The sequence below is a fragment of the Viridibacillus sp. NPDC093762 genome (assembly GCF_050279675.1).
Classification (GTDB): Bacteria; Bacillota; Bacilli; order Bacillales_A; family Planococcaceae; genus Viridibacillus.
Genome location: NZ_JBNNUK010000002.1, coordinates 201,030 through 218,465, shown reverse-complemented (window position 1 = coordinate 218,465; position 17,436 = coordinate 201,030). Strand labels below are relative to the sequence as shown.

Below are 17,436 nucleotides of genomic sequence, written 5' to 3'. Positions count from 1 at the left end.
ATTCAATATTTTTTGAATCCCCCTATTTTTATTTAAAGAATTCAAAATGCTTTTTTCGAACTCATCTTTAAATGAAAAAAATTCTCCTACCGATATTCAATAAATAATTTATTTACCAAGGTGATACATCACTTCATGGATCAGATATCTACAATAGTAGTAAACAAACTTGTGATTCTGTAAAATCAACAAACTCTTTTTTAAACCTTTATATATCTCGGAGTGTGCCCCATACTACAGAAATATATGGTTTTGTATTAACAATCAAATCTTTCATTAAAGAATCATTGAATGATACTTGAATAGATTCCTCGCCATTATTTTTAGTAATGACTAAACCTGCTACTTCCTCTAAATCCAATTCCATTCGTAACCTTTTTTCGTCTCTCCAATTTAATCTTAGTCGATTTATTGCGGGTTCAATAATTACCTCAAGTATTTCGTTATCTCGTCTCAATACAAATGTGAGTTTGTTATAATACCAAACCAAGTCTTTGTCTAATATTTCTGGTATTGATTCAAATACATCAATCAGTTCATGCATTTCTGGGAATGTTTCGATTGTATTCATCTTCTCTCTAATGTTTCTATAGTCTATGGATTATTAAAAGGTTTTCTATAGTATAGATTATATTAAAATAATAATCTCGTTCTTTATAATTTAATTTTTGAAATCGCCTATTTCTATGTAAAGCAGACAATTGGTTTTATTCACAAATTTATTACTACGAATTGTATTTGAATTCGCCTATTTCCACAGTTAACTGCATAGATTAGTGTTAGCAGACAAATAGTAGATTGAAAGATTTTATTTGTGCAACAATTTAAGATTATGTAGTTTTCATAGGGGGTATGAAAGGTGAAGAAGATTATTAATCAACCTGAACAAGTGCTAGCGGATATGTTAGCGGGTTACAAGTTAGTGCATGATGATGTGACGTATTTAGAAGATACACATGTCATAACACGCTCTCAATTTACATCTAATAAAGTCGGCATCATTAGTGGTGGTGGTAGTGGGCATGAGCCTGCACATGCGGGTTTTGTTGGTCAAGGGATGCTAGATGCGGCGGTATGTGGACATGTTTTTACCTCTCCTACTCCCGATCAAGTATTTAGTGCTATAAAAGCTGCAGATCAAGGCTTAGGTGTTTTCCTTGTCATTAAGAATTATAGTGGGGATTGCATGAATTTTGAAATGGCAAAGGATCTGGCAGAGTTAGAAGGTATTGCAGTAGACTACGTTATAGTCAATGATGATGTTGCTGTATTCGATAGTAGCTATACAGAGGGGCGTCGTGGAGTTGCCGGCACAATACTTGTGCATAAAATTATCGGTGCAGCCGCAGAAAAAGGGGCTTCTCTTAAAGAAATTAAAACGCTAGCAGAAAATGTCGTCGCACATCTTGCAACTGTTGGCGTTGCTATAAAACCTGCCATTGTTCCTGAGGTTGGTAAACCTGGTTTTGACTTAGAAGAAGATGAAATGGAATTTGGTATTGGAATACACGGAGAACCCGGTTATAGCCGTGAAAAAATCAAAACTTCTCGTGAAATTGCAGAAGAGTTAATTCATAAAATTGAAGTGGAAACCAAATGGACGACAGATCAAACGCTTGCTGTACTTATCAATGGTATGGGTGCTACGCCACTTATGGAGCAATATATCTTTGCACATGATTGTTTAAATATATTGCAAGAAAAAGGCTACAAAGTACAATTTAAAAAAGTTGGGAATTACATGACTGCTATAGATATGGCAGGTGTTTCATTAACATTATTACAATTAGAAGATGTGAAATGGCTTGAATATTTAACTGAAAGTACTCTAGCGCCTGCTTGGTAAAGGGGAGTTTCTATTGATCATAACAAAAGAGTTGGCACAAAAATGGTTCACTTTATTTGCAGAAAAAGTGATTCAAGATAAAGAACAATTAAGTGAATACGATCGTATAATTGGTGATGGAGACCACGGCATGAACATGGCAAGGGGAGCGCAACAATTACTCTCTTCATGGCAAGAGACGTCACCTGTTCTTTTAGCAGAAGTATTCAAGCATGCTGCGATGAAATGGATTAGTGGGGTAGGTGGAGCATCAGGGCCCCTATATGGTACGGCATTTCTTGAAATGGCAAAAGCTATTGGCACGAAAGAAGAGTTAAAGCATGATGATTTAATAAATGTAATCAAAGCTGGATTTGATGGGATAAAAAAACGAGGAAAATCAGATGTCGGCCAGAAAACAATGCTAGATTTATGGGCACCAGCTATTGAATCCTTAGAAAAAGGTGAGCTAACAACTGCAACATTAATAATAGCTCTTACAAAGTCCAATGAATTGAAGGCAACTAAAGGCAGGGCATCCTTCTTAGGAGAGAGATCTATTAACGAAGTAGATCCAGGTGCTGCTTCCTCTAAACTGTTTTTTGAAGCACTTTTAGAAGCAGGTGATTTTAATGGCGACTAATATCGGTATGGTCCTAGTGTCACATAGTAAGGATATCGCAAAAGGTTTATATGACCTAATACACCAAGTTGCACCAAATGTGTCTATCACGTATGTTGGAGGTACAATAGATGGTGATATTGGCACAAACTTTGAAACAGTTCAACAGGCAATTGAAGAAAATACATGTGATCAACTGTTCGCTTTTTATGATTTAGGTAGTGCCAAAATGAATCTTGAAATGGCTGCGGAACTCTCAGAGAAAGAAATTGAGATTATGGACGTCTCGTTTATCGAGGGTGTCTATTGTACAGCTGCGTTATTTGAAATGAATGCAGAATTACCTGCAGTTATAAATGAGTTAGAGAAATTAATGATTAAAAGATAAGGTTAAACTAACTCTAAAAGTCTTGTAAAGTTCGATAAAAATCACCTCTTTCGTTTATATTAGAGGTGATTTTTTATTGTATATTTATGTTAAACTTGATGTGGAGATAGTGATGAAATGTACTTAAACAAAAGGACTTTTAGGGTGATCAAGGAGTGTATTAACAATGTTAATTATTCTTGTAGTATTTAATTAACACGAAAAATGGGAGTGATTAATATGGGAAATACTCTATTTACCGCATTTAGTCTTTCAGGTAACAATGGGTTAAGAAGCCATTTGAAAATGAGAGAGAAATCAAATCGTTTTACCCTCATTCAATCTACGGAAATATCTAATAATGTAATCCAGTATCTTTATGAACGTAATGGAATACAAATTTATAGCTTTGCATGTCTATTAGAGGACGAAATCGGCATTGATTCGTATCTTTTTATTGAAAACAATGATATATATGAACAATTTGTTTCTCATCTTAAGGAAAAAAACGCAGAAGAGCTTAGCATTGACGTATATTTAGATGTTCATAACCATGAACAGACAGAGCAGAAGTTAAATCAATTGTTCAAAAAAGAAAATACGGAAGATGAATCGTATTTTTGTCATTTATTCGGTCAACAAATGTGGCATGGAAATGCTTATATGGTTGCGAATCGTTCTGCATTACTAGGAATAAAAGAGGCGATTGAAGTTGCTTTAGAAAATGAAGAGTCGAGAGTAACGATGTTTCCTTTTGATGGGGAAGCCTATGATTTGTTTATCAAATGTACAAATGAAGGATTTGATTGGTCACAAATTAACCTACCTTATCATAATCCAGAGGTAATTGAAAATGACAAAGGCACAAAAAAACCTTCTAAGTTTTTTGAAAGGTTTAAAAGGATATTAGCTTCGGCGGATTAATATATGTAATTCCAAGTGGAAGTGCAGTGGTTGTTTTATAATTATAAAAAATAAAATTAATTCTAAAGCTACAATTGACCCTATACTAAAATCAATATTTATATCCGATTAAGGTCGTTTTACTGTAATTATGAAATCAAAACCCACCACTTAAATTGGAGCGCTGGTGAACAGAAAAAAGTCTTCTTAGCAAATGCACTATTAGGAGAAAATGAGTTGTTTATTTGGGATGAGGTAACCAATTATTTAGATATATTCGTAATTAATCAGCTGATAGATGCGATAAAGAAATATCAACCTACTATTATTGGTGTAGACCATAATGAATATTTTGTTAATGTTATAGCTACTAAAAAGATAGAATTAACATCTTATTGATAAATGATTTTGTTGTAGTAAATGAGTTCAATTGAAATACAAGAAAAGGATAGAGAGCAAATATGTTTTGCCCGCCTATCCTTGCATTTTACACCCACACAATATATGACATTATAGTTTCTATAGGGATTTCTGAGTAGAATAATTGAAATAATAATAGATTATAGAACATTAAAATTCATAAGAATTTAGAGGTGATTTAGAATGATGATTTCCTTTATACTTTTCTATTTAATAGGAATTCCTTTATCTGTACTGCTTCATGAAATAGGTCATGCACTAGGTGTAGTAATATCCTCAAATGAAGAAGCGCATGTCTATCTCGGTTCAGATAATGACTCCAATAATGAAAACTTTCGATTTGGAAGAATACACTTTCATATCAATTGGGCATATTTTGGGTTCTGTACTGTAAATAAAAACAAGTTAACGAAAGTTCAATTTACAATAATGTTAATAGGAGGACCAATCGTTTCTTTATTGCTATTTAGTGCCTCATACTTTTTAATGGTTGGATTTTCACATTTTGAACCTAAAAACTTTTTTAAAGGAATGACAATTATTAATTTCGTTCTGTTTATCAGTACGATTATTCCATTTCGCTATCCAAACTGGCTTAAACCGTATGCAGGACTAACTTCAGATGGTTATCAATTACTTAAATTATTTAAAGGTAATAATTCATAATAAATACAAGGATAAATAGAGATTAAATTGATAGAAATATAATTTTTTATACTATCAAGTTGTTTTATAATAAATAACCATTCACAGCTATCTAGGATAGTAAGAAAATCCAGGGAACTTAACACCAGGATATTTTACTTTTCTTAGGGCATTTAATAGTTCTGGTCCAACATGCAAATTGTCAGCTACTAGTTCAGAAGGGGTAAGTGCCATCCATTGGTTTAAAGACACATAAGCAAACCGATCACTCTTGAACATTTCCAAAAACCACAAACTTTCAGTACCGGTATTTTGAATATAGTGTCCATTAGCAAATGGCACATAACCGACATCTCCAGCACGATAATCGAATGTTCGAGCTATACCTTTGCCACTAAATACCGTCATGCGTCCCTGTCCAGACAGGTAATACTGCCACTCGTCATTATTTGGATGCCAATGCAGTTCTCTCATTGCACCCGGTTCAATCTTGACAAGGGCCGCAGCGATTTTTTTTGAGATAGGAAAGTTTGAAGAGTCTACTATACGTACAGTGCCCCAGGTATTTGCATTGGTTTTTGCGCTAATAACTTGTGCTTGAACGTTTCAGGAATCGTTCCGTAAGGGGATTGTACCTTTTCACTTTGTAGGGGACCTGGAACCTTGTCTTGAAATATATACACCTGCTTTGATGGTATATTGTCAAATGCACTAATAGGGACTCCGAAATTAGCAGACAATACATTTTTTGACGTGTGAGCAAACCAATCTGAGATGGATAAAGTATTCAAGTCTGAAAAAGCGCCGTCATCGAATACGAGTAGGAATTCACAGTGTTCCAACCCTTGGATTGAATGTGGTAGTCCGGGTGGGAAGTACCAAAGATCACCTGGGCCAACATCAGCAATAAAGTTACGACCTTCTGAATCAATGGATGTAATTCGTGCATGACCGGATATCATAAAAGACCATTCTGCTTGTTGATGCCAATGTAATTCTCGAACACCACCAGCCGTCAAGCTCATATTTACACCAGCAAGAGTAGTCGCTATGGGCAATTCTCTAACAGTAATCTCTCTTGACCACCCACCATGATTTAACGTCATAGAGGTGTCTGAGAATGAAAAACGCATATTAGGGAGTAAATCAGCATCTGTCTTCGGTGGAACTAACATATCTGGGTTTTCAAGATCCCGCATAATATCTCTGGGTCCAGTATCATATCCTCCTTCGCCGTTACTTCGGATAGGCTGGGGTATATTTTCTTCTATATTTTCGTTCGGATTATCCATTTCATAAACTCCTTTCTTTAGATTACTCGTGGGATAAAAACATACATAATGATATATGATGAGAAATCTGTCTAAATGACTATCAAACTCAAGCAAAGGTGTTTTCTGGATTTGAAGTTAGAACTCCAAAATGAATAAATCCGTCCATTTAATTTTCAATGAAGTTTCAGAAATCTCATCCAAATTATTAAGGGATAAGGCGTATGTCTACACAGCTGCCATCGATCCTAGATCTCCTAATCCATATATTAAGATCCAGATTGACGAAACAAATGAAAAAATCAATAAAGTGAATGTTGAACTTCAAAAAGAGGGTATATTATATTAACATGCAAAAGATGAAGAAGGGATTGTTAAACATGAATAAAAATAAAAAATATTCATACCCAGAAAAAATCATAGTCTCTAATATTTATTCCGAAGCAGATAATACTATACGTTATTTTTTGCAACTTAAAACTCCGCTTCAGTCAAAATCAAGCGCGACAATTATAATGATGAATCCTAATAACGCAAGTAGAGAACATTCCGATCCAACGGTAAATAAAGTTTGTTCTTTTTTCAGAGATAGTAGGCAATTTCAATACGGAGTCATCAATATATTAAACTTATTCCCCTACTTCGAACCAAACTCACACTTATTGGATCTCGAAATAGAAAACAATACTCAATCATTCAAAATTGAATAAACATATAAATGTTAATCACTTTAATTTCATGAAATAAGTTACAATTAAAATGTAAAGTTAAGTGCAGGATAAAATTAAAAATGAAGGTGAGTATTATGAAAATAAGAAGATTAGTTGCAACAGACAATATACCAATGGATTTGTTGTTACAAGCCGATCCTTCCGAAGAGATTGTATTAGAGTATTTACAAAGAGGTGAATGCTTTGTGATGGAGGATGAAGATAGCATTATTGGTGTATACGTTTTAATCCCTACACGTCCCGAAACTGCGGAGTTAGTGAATGTTTCTATTCACGAAGACCAACAAGGAAAAGGCTTAGGTAAAATTCTAATTCAGCATTCCATTGCTACTGCCAAGTCAAAAGAATATAAAACAATAGATGTTGGAACAGGCAATTCGAGCATTTCACAAATTGCTCTTTACCAAAAATGTGGATTCCGTATCACACATGTAGATAGAGACTTCTTTATCCGTCATTATTCAGAGCCAATTTTTGAAAATGGTATTCAATGTATAGATATGGTCCGACTTTCTCAAGATTTACACTAGGCAATCGGCTTTAAAATAAAACAACTTAGTGTTCTCCAGACGCTTGCTCAATTTAACGAGTGTTTCTAATACTATTCAGGAGTATTAAATGCCTCAAAGGCTGCAGAATATGAACGGGAATTAATTGTTAACTTCAATTCTATAATGTCATCGGTCACTACCTATAGAGTAATCTGCCAATTTTATTACATGTTAGCATTACCACAAATAATTGAATTGTGTTTAACTTGAACTGAGCATCCCTTGAATATCAAGTGATGCTTTTTAAATTCAGGTTATTGTGAAATGAGAATATTGCTATTCCCCAAATCTCTTTGAGTATATAATTGGTGCTTTATTTTTAGAAGATACATCAATAAGAGCAACTTCTTTTATTGTGTTATATTTTTTTCTTTAGTCCTTTTCCCGATTAAGGTTCCTTTATTGAAAAACGGACTTTCAGGCTTAAGAATTAAATTAGTTACAACCCAGCTAATATCATCATTATTTCTGTTTAGGTAACGACTTAATGATGTACCAATCCCTTTAGCTTTAGTATTTATTACGTCAAAAAACTTAATCTCTTCGTCATCATCTAAATAATGAATTGCTAAAAATGGGACGTTTAATGTACTGTCTGTTTCATTTATATATTCTTTAATACCACCTAATCTATGTTGGACGTTTGAAACCTCACATAGTCTTAATGTGAGGTGATTTTGTGGATAGCTTAGTAAAATTGGTTGGCGGTAATATAAAAGACATTCGAAAGTTGAAAAAACTAACTCAAGAAGAATTAGCAGAGAAATGTGGGCTGCACACATCTTATTTAGCAGGTGTTGAAAGAGGCGACAGAAATATAACATTGCAAACGCTACAAAAAATTATTGACGGATTAGAAGAAGTGCCAAGTGCTATTTTTAATTACAACAATATACATATTAATAGTAAATATTATGAGAAGAAAGATTTGATTATGTTACTACAAAACCTTATAGATAGCAGAAGTGAAGCTGAAATTCATTTGATTTTAAAGATTGCTACTGAGGTATTTGCTACGTATGGTAAATGATGTTATAGTAGTCATTTTGCACAAATTTACGCCCTTATATATTGATTTACAATAGCGTTTCCATAAGGGCATTTTAATTTCTATGGCTGGCCTTATAATACAAACGGGTGCTTTAGTAAAAGATTGTTGAGCTGTTTGTTTTTGTATATAATAAACCGATTATTCAGAATGAAAATTTTTGATGATGTGGAAACGATGGATGAACTATCGTTTCTTTTTTTATTAAATTAATTCCAAAAAAGTAATTATTGGTATAGTATTTAATTTGGAAGTTTACACCTAGAATACACTTCGGAAAAATTAATGTATTGAATGGAGAGATTAAAATGAAAATTATCAAGCTTTTAATTACTAATTTTAGGTCAATAGGTAGTAGTGAAAATAATCCAGGTGTTGTGATTGATTTAGAAGACACAAATGTAATTAATTTAATAGGCCAAAATAATGTTGGAAAATCATCAATATTATCTGCGTATGAATATTTTGTGATTAGTGGAAAAAATGCTTTAGACGATGATTTTTATAAAAATTTAGATTTACCAATTGAAATAGAGGCTTGGATAAAGGCCGAGAATCAAGTGGATGAAGAAATGCAAGCTATGAAGAAATCATTGTGCAAAGATACTAAAATTGCTAGGTTTAAAAAAGTGTGGACTAAAGAAAACAGGGGAGGGCAAAAGCATACATATAATTATGAATTGAACAAATGGGAAGTTGGGGGAGGAGGAGGTTTTGATAGTCTATTACAATTTGCTTGTCCTACACCCGTATGGTTGAGAGGGTTAGATTCGGTGGAAATGATTCTAGACAGTGTGCAAAAGTTAATAAAGGATAAAGTATTAGTAAGAGCAGCTGAGTCTGTAAGGTATAAGTTATTGGAAAAGGAACTTGAGGAATTAAGAAAAGATATAATTGCAGATGATTATTCTCAGAAAATTCAAACGAAGCTTACAGAATTAATGAATGATACCTTTCCGAATTTGAAGGTATCTCTATATGGGAATGAAAAAGCCAATTTGGGTAAGAAACTTTCTGATTTTATTGATACAGACATAAATTTTTCGGAAAGTGATAGTTTTTCAGTACAAATGAATAATCATGGACATGGGATTAGAAGACAATTTTTGTTCAACACCATTAGAGGACTAAATGACGTTTTTATAGAAATGTCTAAAGCAAAAAAAACTAGAAATGAAGAAATTATAGATGGTTTGTTATCCACTCACGAATTAGGAAGTAAATCTAAGATGTTATTAATTGAGGAACCAGAGCTTTTTTTACATCCACAATCGGTTAGAATGTTTGCGGATGTATTATACAATCTTGCTGAACATTCGGAATTCCAGATAATGACGGCTACCCATTCGCCTATCATGGTTGATTTAAGTAGAAATCATACTACTTTATTACGAGTAGTTGCTACTGATGATGGATCAATAGTACATCAAGTCAAATCTAATTTGTTCAAAGATGATGAAAAGGAAAAAATGAAAATGCTCAACACATTTAACCCATATGTTTGTGAGGCTTTCTTTTCTAATAATGTTATTTTAGTTGAAGGTGATACTGAAACAGTAGTATTTAGAGAATTACTTAATAAATTTGTAGAAAGTAAAGTTTTAGATATAAAGGATGTACCACTGGTTGTAAACTGTGGTTCTAAGATGAATATTCCTTCTTTTCAAAAAGTTCTTAGACATTTTGATATTAAGTATTTCGTAATCCATGATTTAGATAATAAATATAATTTAAATGGAAATAAATCCGCAGCCTGGACACTTAACACAAAAATATATGAAGAGATTGTACTACATAACAATAACGGTAGTACTAGAGCAAATCGCTTTATTATGGAAAGAAACTTTGAAAGTCAACATGATTATCAGTATGATTCTTCATTAGGTAAACCTTTATCAGCATACAAATTAGTTTCTAGTTGGAATATTGAGGATAATACGGTTGGGGCTATAAGAGCAATAAAAATGGCATTAGGTATTACTGAACAAGAAGATTTTGGACAAGAATGGGTTGAGGTAAGAGGAGAAATACCGCTTGAAGTTTAAAATTAATAGAGAAATTATTGGAACGAATTGTGAAATGATGCTCGGATTACGTCTAAGTGAATTGGTGACGCTTGACCGTAATGATGTGTATCTTTATGAAGGTAAAGGGACAATAAAAGTGCGTGGGTATAAAAATAGTTGCAATTGAATTGTTTCACTTAGCAGTAGAATTTGCAAAGCAATCAAAGAGTATTTAGATCAGGGAAAAAACAATCTTGAAGCATTGTTTTTATCATCTTTATACAAACATATAAGCGCTCGTTAGATTCAATCATTGTTAACACAATATGGAATAAAATTATCTCAACTTCGTCTTACATTTATGAAGACACTTGTTGATATGGGCATACCACTAGAGAAACAGGGCGGTGTTGGTGCGGTAATCTTTAATGATTTAAAAAATGATCGCTTAAATGATATTGAATTTTCATTAGAACAAATGATGAACTTTGAGGGAGAAACAGGTCCTTATGTGCAGTACACATTTGTGCGAATTACATCGCTACTTGAAAAAGGTGAATTTAAAGAGCAGGCACTACAGTTTGACGCTTTAGGAAAATATGCGTGGTCGGTAATCCAGCTACTTGAGCAGTACCCAGTCATTGTTCAAAAATCATTTGAACAAGCTGATCCATCACAAATCGCGAACTTCAGCTTGCAGTTAGCACGTGCATTTAATAAGTAGTATGCACATACGAAAATTTAGTCGACGATGAGTGGAAGCAAATGAAACTCTCATTCGCTTTTTGCGTAGCAATTATATTGAAAGAGCGCTATGTTGATTAGGTATTTCTGCGCCAAATAAAATGTAAAGTTAAATTAACACGTGCAATTGTTAAATAAGGAATCAAAATCTTTCTAAAAGGTTGTGTTATTCCAGGATAGGGCGCATTTCTTTATTAAGGAATGCGCCTTCCTCCATTAAAGGGCCATATTGTAGAAGAATAGACGAATCGTTTTTACTATGTATTTCGTATATTAATGTTAAAAGTAAATAATCTACTTTAGAGGGGGAATGTTTTAAATGCGTGTAGCTGCTATTTACGATATTCATGGGAATTATTCAGCATTAAAAGCTGTTTTAGAGGAGATTAAGAAGGCTAATGTTGATAGGGTTATAGTAGGTGGAGATTTAGCTTGGGGACCCGAACCACGTCAGGTGATGGATATTTTAATGGATTATAAAGATGAGTTTACTTTCATTAAAGGTAACGCTGACCGTGAGGTTTCATATCGTTATGGGAAAGAAAAGGGATTGGACGAATTTACAGCAGAGTTAAACCACTGGTGTGCGGATCAATTAACGGAAGAACAGATAAAATTCCTAAAGAGTTTCCCTGAAGAAACAACCTTCAACATAGATGGTTTGGGCGAAATATTATTTGTACATGGATCTCCTCGCAGTGATGAAGAGGCTATTCAAATAGATACTCCTGAAAATGAAATTCGACCCATGATTGAAAATGTAACTCAAGATATTATTGTTTGTGATCATACACATATTCAATTTGATCGCTCTGTTGATAACAAACGGCTTATCAACGCAGGAAGTGTGGGATTACAGAGCCGAGCCAACGGTGCTTGTTGGGCTTTATTAGGTCCAAATGTTGAATTAAAGGTCACTACTTATGATACAAAAGAAGCTACTGAAAGAATTCTTAAGTCTAACGCTCCTTACAAAGAGGATTTTGCTGCACATTATTTGAATCCACCTAATGAGGGGCCTTAATCAATTAAATTGACCTCATGAAAACATAGCTTATTCCAGAATAGGACGCGATTGTTCAATAAAACTTAGATTTTTAAATGACTTTATTATTATATTTTTTAGTATCGTGAAGTTTCTTAAATTAAAAGTTAAACAACTTTATTTTTAACCCCGTCCTAAATTCGAACGGGGTTATGCTTGTTTAAGCTTTTAAAGTTAAATAACTTTATTTTCATTTCACATTACTGTTAAGGAAGCTATTGAATTAGAAATAAAACCACATGAGTTGGTACCTTGGGAGAAGATGGACCCTAATGCCCAAATCAAGATGCGATACTTTTTTGTACTCTTTTAACTCCCTTGTACAATAAATTGTAGACAACTAAATAATTTTATTTTGGGGAAATATAATTACTTTTTCTCCAAGAAATAGGAACTAATATTTTGAACTTTTTAAAATTTTTCAAATGAATAGGCATCATGTAATTCACTTACGGATTCTATAATGCCCGCTCGTTCAACTCATGTAATATATTGATAAGGTTAGAGGGAATTGTTGATGAAGATTCGTCAGTGGTAAGTTTAGTGTCACGGGGACAATGGTTAGTTTGTTCGTTAGCATAGAGAGAGGCACCTTCTTCAGATATATACGTTTATCGGAGGTGCCTGGTTGTTTATATACTTATTTGATTACGGGCTTACGCTCTTTTTTGTAGTAGGTTTTTAGTATTATCTAATGAGTTATTTAGTAGTAATATAGAAAGTGATACAAATGGAAAACATGGTATTATAAATACAGTTTGTAAAATCGATATGTAGAAAGAAAGGTTTGAGTAATAATGTTATATGATATAACCAAAGTAGACATAACAAGAATTGAATTAGATGATACATCAAATATAGATGTTAGATATTCTTTAAAAATACCATTTTTAAATAGATTAGAAGGATTATCAGTAACTGTAATAATGATGAATCCATCGCAAGCAAATTTAATAATTTCTGATCCGACAATAGACAAATTAATTAATTTTTTCTATGACTATGAGAAGAATGGGGAAAAGATAAAAGATTTAACAATTTGTAATATATTCCCAATGTATGCTAGTAATACTAAAATGGCTCTTTCTAAAATAAGAGAGTTACATGAAGGAAATAATTTAGAAAAGCTACTAGATTTGAATGAATCAAAAATAAAACTGATAATTGAAGATACTGATTTTCTTGTTTTAGCTTGGGGAAAGCCGGAAGTGAAGACAATTCACAATATTTTATATTATAAAGAAGCAAATAGAATTCTAGGTTTAATAGATGATGAAAATATTGAGAAATATGTGTTTGAAATGAAAAATGTTAAAACATTATTTACTGAGCACGGAGATCCTCGTCATCCAGGACGCTCAGCGAAGTTAGGTGAGTTAAAAAAGGTAACTAAAAATCAACTATTAGGATTTTAAAAGGTTAATGTTTCCGAAATATTAGGATGAAAGTATGTGAAATGGGGGGAGAGTAATGAAATTAGAATTTTTATGGTTTGCTAAATATAAACAATTAACAGATTTCCAGGCCAACCTCGGAAGTCAATTTAAGTATTCTTTCGAGAGTGAAAATAATGTATTAAAAGTTGATAAAGATAGTAATTATATTGAATGGTATTTTTCAGATATCGAAAATACTGGAATTGATATTACGGCAATAGTCGGTGAAAATGGTGTTGGGAAATCAACAATTATAGATTTTATTCTCGATTTTATTAAAAATGACTTATTTAGTACAAAATACTTGATTGTGTTTAATGATGGTTCGGATAGAATCATCATTCAAAATATTACTAAAGAAGATCAAAAGGTAAATGTGGAAAGTCAGAATGATGAAATTGTTATTAAAAAAATCGGTGATAGGGATGAAGAATCTAATGTGGTACAGAAAAACAAAGAGGTAGAATTTAGGTTTAATGTAAAAGATTTCAAAACACAAAAACATAATATGCCTAAAGCAATTTTTTTTACTAATGTGTTTGATGTAAGATATATGAGAGGTGTTGAAAAATTAGTAAGTTCTGATTCGTTTGAAGATGATAGATACGTGGAAGATACATTCTTTTGTAATGATATATCAACTAATAACCTGCTGTTGGAAAGTGAGAATGTAGTCGAATTTTTAAATAAAGAATTTGAAAAACAAATTTATTTTATTTATGACTTTATTAATAGTTTTGAATTGTTAGAGATAATAAAAATACCCGATTACATAAATGTTAAATTAATTGAAAGTGAAATGTTCTTAGACATTGATATCGATGATTTTTATGAATTTGTCGAAGTCTTTTTTGAGGGAGATGTAATAAAAGATTTCTTTGGTTTTATCCCAAAAAGTAATCTTGATGAATTTCAAATAGAAATTTTAGAAAATCTATTAAAAAAATATTTATATTTAATTGATTTAGAAATAAGACAGCACTTTATAAACTTTTATGAGGAGATTCCCTATGTAACTTATATGTATGAAGAAACTTCTTTTTCTATGTTAGAAGATGCAAGAGAAATTCTGGAGATTACCGGGGAATATAGAGAAGATGATATATTCAGTTTTTTACCGTTTTTAGTAGAAATGTATTTGCATGAATATTCATCAGCTGATCTACAATCAATAAAAGATTTGAAAATAAAATTAATTAAAATATCCGATGATATAAAGTGTTTTGCCGAAAAAGTATCAGAAATTAAATTTACATATTTAAATTACGATTTGGAATTGGATACACCAAGTAAAAATAATGCATATATAAGTACTTCAGAAGATATCAAAGAATTAATAAAAAATCATGAAGATGTTTTTGGAAATAATCAACTATTTAATTTTGCATGGACCCAATTAAGTAGTGGAGAACATGGATTATTAAGTTTATTTGGGCGAATATACAGTACTTTTAAAGATTTACAAATAAAAGATGTGAATGATAATAGTTACTTATTATTAATTGATGAAGGTGATTTATACTTTCATCCTCAATGGCAAAAAGATTGGCTATACTATTTTATTCAATTTTTAAAAGTAACATTCAAAGAAAAAGTACAATTAATTCTCACGACTCATTCTCCTCTGGTATTATCAGATTTCCCCAATTCTAATGTTTTGTTTGTAGGAGGAAAAGATTCTATTAATCTAGAGGGGAGTCCTCGTACATTAGGTGCAAATATATTAGAGTTATTTGCAAATTCATTTTTTTTAAAAGATGGTTTAATTGGAAGGTACGGAAAAAATCAAATTAATATGATTACTAGAGAAATTATTAGTTCCACACCTAAATATGTAGCTAATAATAAATCTCGATATGAGGCTTTTATTGATAATATAGGTGAACCTTTAGTTAGAAATAAGCTGATTGGAATATTTAAAGATAAAGTAGACTTAGGTTCAAATAGTGCAATTGACGAAAGAATAAATAATTTAGAAACCGAAATTCAACTTTTAAAGAAAATGAGGATGGAAGAATGATTGAACTGGAAATCACTCAAAAAATCCTAGATCTGCATGAGGGTTGGGTGTTTGGAGAAAATGCTTCAAATGAAGAAAGACTGTATAAACAGTTTGAAAAACTGACTGATAATGAGAGTGATTTAGATATAAAGAATATTTATTTACATCTAAGAAAAAAATTCAAGGAAATTATATTAGGGGATTTAAATACCTTAAACAATATAATTTTTGAGTATGAAAAAATGATGGGAAAATTTAGACTAAACGATAATGAAGAAATCAAAAAAGTAAGAGGTCGTGATAGGTGGATTGGGAAAAAAGAACGTCGTATGTTGTTGGAGATGAAAGAGATTTTTGAAGGGGAATATAAATATTTTTATTCCTCTACAAATTGGAATGCCTATTTATTTTTAAATGAACTGAATATATCTATATGTCCTTATTGTAGTTCACAGTTTATATTTTTATACAATGATAAAGGAAAAAAAACTAGGGCAACTTTAGACCATTTTTTTGACAAAGCTACATATCCTTTTTTGTCAGTATCAATTTTTAATTTAGTTCCAGCTTGTAAAGTATGTAATTCTGATTTGAAATCAACAAAGGAATTTACACTCAAAAAAAATTATTCACCATATGAAAAAAAAATAGCTGATAAAATTGAATTTGTAATTGATGTTACTAACGTGAAGAAATCAAAAAAAATTGAAAATAAAAATAGTGAAATTGATTATTATGAAATGTTCGTAGGGAATAGCACAGAATTTGATATTAAAATTAATGTTAATCCAGTTGATATATTAAAAGAAACTAAAATTAAAGGGAATATAAAGGATTTTGGTATTGAAAAATTTTACAATAAATATCATAAAAATTATGTGAAATCTATAATTAGAAAAAGTCATATATATAATAAAGTTTATTTAAGCACTTTATTAAATACTTTTGATTTAGTTTTTATAAATGAAGAAGATTTACTAAGTGCCATTTATCCGAGGGTAGAAGATGATAAAAACTTTATGTTGGGAAAACTTACAAGAGATATTGCTAAAAAGCAGCTAGAATTTTTGAATAAATGATTGGTATTGGAGATTATTTCCAGTACCGAGTTAGTCATTCGAATTGCTTAGAACTTGCACTACTGTTTAAAATACCAAACGCGCGGAATCGCTCAACATTTTGAGTCGGCAAACAATAAAAAATTGGAAATTGATGTATCAGAAGAAGTCGAAGTAGTGAATGTTGAATCAGCAGCTACACCGCTTTCAGCAAATACAGCAGAAGCGATAAGCGAAACAACGAAGCAAGCTCTGACTTTAGGACACCTGTTTCTGAAGTAGAAACTCCGAAGAAATAAGGTAGAATTTGGTAGTATTACCTAACGGTTCCTACAGCTGGAGATATAGGGGGGGATTTGCGGAAATCTATTTAAATGTGATGTATGAAAATCATGTGCAAGTAGTCTTTTAGAAGACCATATCCGACTATCATTCATCGGCGAAAATCTAAATAAAGAGACAATGAATATTATATTAATGCAATTGAAAGATTCTATTTATGGCATTGATTCCTTTTCGCTAATTGGTAGAAAACCCTTGGATAAACTAAAAAAGGATATTATTAAACAGTTTGAGTGGTCTTAGTCGAATATTATGATGAAAAACAGCCGTTTCAAGTTTAAGAAAGTGGAAGTTAGCTGCTTTGTGTGAGAGCTTAATAAAAATCACCCAAGGGCAACCAGATTTTCTCTGGCTGCCCGGAAAACAGCATTTTTTAAGCATTTTTCTTTGTTCGTGAATTTATTAAATTGTATTTTAATA

The 17,436-nt window shown here is 31.9% G+C and carries 18 protein-coding genes and 1 pseudogene; 17 read left to right on the top strand and 2 right to left on the bottom strand.

The genetic code is table 11. The features are described from left to right. Nucleotides 1-208: 208 nt before the first annotated feature. Nucleotides 209-571, bottom strand: a complete 363-nt coding sequence (locus tag ACQKM9_RS04915; RefSeq protein ID WP_427733197.1) for a hypothetical protein — start codon at nucleotides 569-571, stop codon at nucleotides 209-211. A gap of 288 nt (nucleotides 572-859) precedes the next feature. Between ACQKM9_RS04915 and dhaK the strand changes: the two genes are divergently transcribed. From dhaK to ACQKM9_RS04890, 5 genes are all read left to right on the top strand, one after another. After that, the gene (gene dhaK / locus ACQKM9_RS04910) at nucleotides 860-1,846 is read left to right on the top strand and encodes a dihydroxyacetone kinase subunit DhaK (protein WP_427733196.1); all 987 of its coding nucleotides are present in this window, start codon (nucleotides 860-862) and stop codon (nucleotides 1,844-1,846) included. Nucleotides 1,847-1,859: 13 nt separating this feature from the next. Then, nucleotides 1,860-2,468, top strand: coding sequence for a dihydroxyacetone kinase subunit DhaL (gene dhaL, locus ACQKM9_RS04905; protein ID WP_427733194.1), 609 nt, complete (start codon nucleotides 1,860-1,862; stop codon nucleotides 2,466-2,468). Further along, a complete protein-coding gene (dhaM, locus tag ACQKM9_RS04900) occupies nucleotides 2,458-2,835 on the top strand; it encodes a dihydroxyacetone kinase phosphoryl donor subunit DhaM (RefSeq protein WP_427733192.1) in 378 nt (125 codons plus the stop codon). The genes dhaL and dhaM overlap by 11 nt, the downstream gene beginning before the upstream one ends. A 219-nt stretch (nucleotides 2,836-3,054) precedes the next feature. Beyond that, nucleotides 3,055-3,738, top strand: a complete 684-nt coding sequence (locus ACQKM9_RS04895; RefSeq protein ID WP_427733190.1) for a hypothetical protein — start codon at nucleotides 3,055-3,057, stop codon at nucleotides 3,736-3,738. A 582-nt stretch (nucleotides 3,739-4,320) separates the two neighbouring features. Next, a complete protein-coding gene (locus ACQKM9_RS04890) occupies nucleotides 4,321-4,803 on the top strand; it encodes a hypothetical protein (RefSeq protein WP_427733188.1) in 483 nt (160 codons plus the stop codon). 87 nt (nucleotides 4,804-4,890) lie between these two features. Here ACQKM9_RS04890 and ACQKM9_RS04885 read toward each other — a convergent pair. After that, nucleotides 4,891-6,074, bottom strand: a pseudogene (locus tag ACQKM9_RS04885) (oxalate decarboxylase family bicupin). A 130-nt stretch (nucleotides 6,075-6,204) separates the two neighbouring features. Between ACQKM9_RS04885 and ACQKM9_RS04880 the strand changes: the two are divergent. The 12 genes from ACQKM9_RS04880 to ACQKM9_RS04825 all read left to right on the top strand — a co-directional run bounded on the left by ACQKM9_RS04880 (nucleotide 6,205) and on the right by ACQKM9_RS04825 (nucleotide 16,956). Next, nucleotides 6,205-6,402: a hypothetical protein gene (locus tag ACQKM9_RS04880; RefSeq protein WP_427733186.1), complete on the top strand. Its 198-nt coding sequence runs from the start codon at nucleotides 6,205-6,207 to the stop codon at nucleotides 6,400-6,402. 31 nt (nucleotides 6,403-6,433) lie between these two features. After that, nucleotides 6,434-6,763 carry a DUF1643 domain-containing protein gene (locus tag ACQKM9_RS04875; protein WP_427733184.1) on the top strand — a complete coding sequence of 110 codons (330 nt, stop codon included), beginning with the start codon at nucleotides 6,434-6,436 and terminating at the stop codon, nucleotides 6,761-6,763. 95 nt (nucleotides 6,764-6,858) lie between these two features. Continuing rightward, nucleotides 6,859-7,314 (top strand): GNAT family N-acetyltransferase, encoded by a 456-nt coding sequence (locus tag ACQKM9_RS04870; RefSeq protein ID WP_427733182.1) that lies wholly within the window; start codon nucleotides 6,859-6,861, stop codon nucleotides 7,312-7,314. A gap of 700 nt (nucleotides 7,315-8,014) precedes the next feature. Then, nucleotides 8,015-8,365 (top strand): helix-turn-helix domain-containing protein, encoded by a 351-nt coding sequence (locus ACQKM9_RS04865; RefSeq protein ID WP_427733180.1) that lies wholly within the window; start codon nucleotides 8,015-8,017, stop codon nucleotides 8,363-8,365. A gap of 326 nt (nucleotides 8,366-8,691) precedes the next feature. Beyond that, nucleotides 8,692-10,428, top strand: coding sequence for an ATP-dependent nuclease (locus tag ACQKM9_RS04860; protein WP_427733178.1), 1,737 nt, complete (start codon nucleotides 8,692-8,694; stop codon nucleotides 10,426-10,428). Beyond that, on the top strand, nucleotides 10,418-10,576 hold the full coding sequence (locus tag ACQKM9_RS04855; protein ID WP_427733176.1) for a hypothetical protein: 159 nt from the start codon (nucleotides 10,418-10,420) through the stop codon (nucleotides 10,574-10,576). The genes ACQKM9_RS04860 and ACQKM9_RS04855 overlap by 11 nt, the downstream gene beginning before the upstream one ends. 126 nt (nucleotides 10,577-10,702) lie before the next feature. Beyond that, nucleotides 10,703-11,113, top strand: coding sequence for a DALR anticodon-binding domain-containing protein (locus ACQKM9_RS04850; RefSeq protein ID WP_427733174.1), 411 nt, complete (start codon nucleotides 10,703-10,705; stop codon nucleotides 11,111-11,113). 339 nt (nucleotides 11,114-11,452) lie between these two features. Beyond that, nucleotides 11,453-12,157, top strand: a complete 705-nt coding sequence (locus ACQKM9_RS04845) for a metallophosphoesterase family protein (protein ID WP_427733172.1) — start codon at nucleotides 11,453-11,455, stop codon at nucleotides 12,155-12,157. Nucleotides 12,158-12,975: 818 nt separating this feature from the next. After that, complete coding sequence (locus tag ACQKM9_RS04840) at nucleotides 12,976-13,593, top strand: DUF1643 domain-containing protein (protein WP_427733170.1); 618 nt, start codon at nucleotides 12,976-12,978, stop codon at nucleotides 13,591-13,593. 55 nt (nucleotides 13,594-13,648) lie between these two features. Further along, nucleotides 13,649-15,634, top strand: a complete 1,986-nt coding sequence (locus tag ACQKM9_RS04835) for an AAA family ATPase (protein WP_427733168.1) — start codon at nucleotides 13,649-13,651, stop codon at nucleotides 15,632-15,634. Beyond that, nucleotides 15,631-16,695, top strand: a complete 1,065-nt coding sequence (locus tag ACQKM9_RS04830) for a hypothetical protein (RefSeq protein ID WP_427733166.1) — start codon at nucleotides 15,631-15,633, stop codon at nucleotides 16,693-16,695. Before ACQKM9_RS04835 ends, ACQKM9_RS04830 begins: the two co-directional genes overlap by 4 nt. A gap of 54 nt (nucleotides 16,696-16,749) precedes the next feature. Next, on the top strand, nucleotides 16,750-16,956 hold the full coding sequence (locus tag ACQKM9_RS04825) for a hypothetical protein (RefSeq protein WP_427733165.1): 207 nt from the start codon (nucleotides 16,750-16,752) through the stop codon (nucleotides 16,954-16,956). Nucleotides 16,957-17,436 lie beyond the last annotated feature (480 nt).

Coding starts and splice junctions, on each gene's coding strand:
- ACQKM9_RS04915 (WP_427733197.1), bottom strand. CDS start 571: ATGAATACAATCGAAACATTCCCAGAAATGCATGAACTGATTGATGTA.
- dhaM (WP_427733192.1), top strand. CDS start 2,458: ATGGCGACTAATATCGGTATGGTCCTAGTGTCACATAGTAAGGATATC.
- ACQKM9_RS04895 (WP_427733190.1), top strand. CDS start 3,055: ATGGGAAATACTCTATTTACCGCATTTAGTCTTTCAGGTAACAATGGG.
- ACQKM9_RS04890 (WP_427733188.1), top strand. CDS start 4,321: ATGATGATTTCCTTTATACTTTTCTATTTAATAGGAATTCCTTTATCT.
- ACQKM9_RS04880 (WP_427733186.1), top strand. CDS start 6,205: ATGAATAAATCCGTCCATTTAATTTTCAATGAAGTTTCAGAAATCTCA.
- ACQKM9_RS04875 (WP_427733184.1), top strand. CDS start 6,434: ATGAATAAAAATAAAAAATATTCATACCCAGAAAAAATCATAGTCTCT.
- ACQKM9_RS04870 (WP_427733182.1), top strand. CDS start 6,859: ATGAAAATAAGAAGATTAGTTGCAACAGACAATATACCAATGGATTTG.
- ACQKM9_RS04860 (WP_427733178.1), top strand. CDS start 8,692: ATGAAAATTATCAAGCTTTTAATTACTAATTTTAGGTCAATAGGTAGT.
- ACQKM9_RS04845 (WP_427733172.1), top strand. CDS start 11,453: ATGCGTGTAGCTGCTATTTACGATATTCATGGGAATTATTCAGCATTA.
- ACQKM9_RS04840 (WP_427733170.1), top strand. CDS start 12,976: ATGTTATATGATATAACCAAAGTAGACATAACAAGAATTGAATTAGAT.
- ACQKM9_RS04835 (WP_427733168.1), top strand. CDS start 13,649: ATGAAATTAGAATTTTTATGGTTTGCTAAATATAAACAATTAACAGAT.
- ACQKM9_RS04830 (WP_427733166.1), top strand. CDS start 15,631: ATGATTGAACTGGAAATCACTCAAAAAATCCTAGATCTGCATGAGGGT.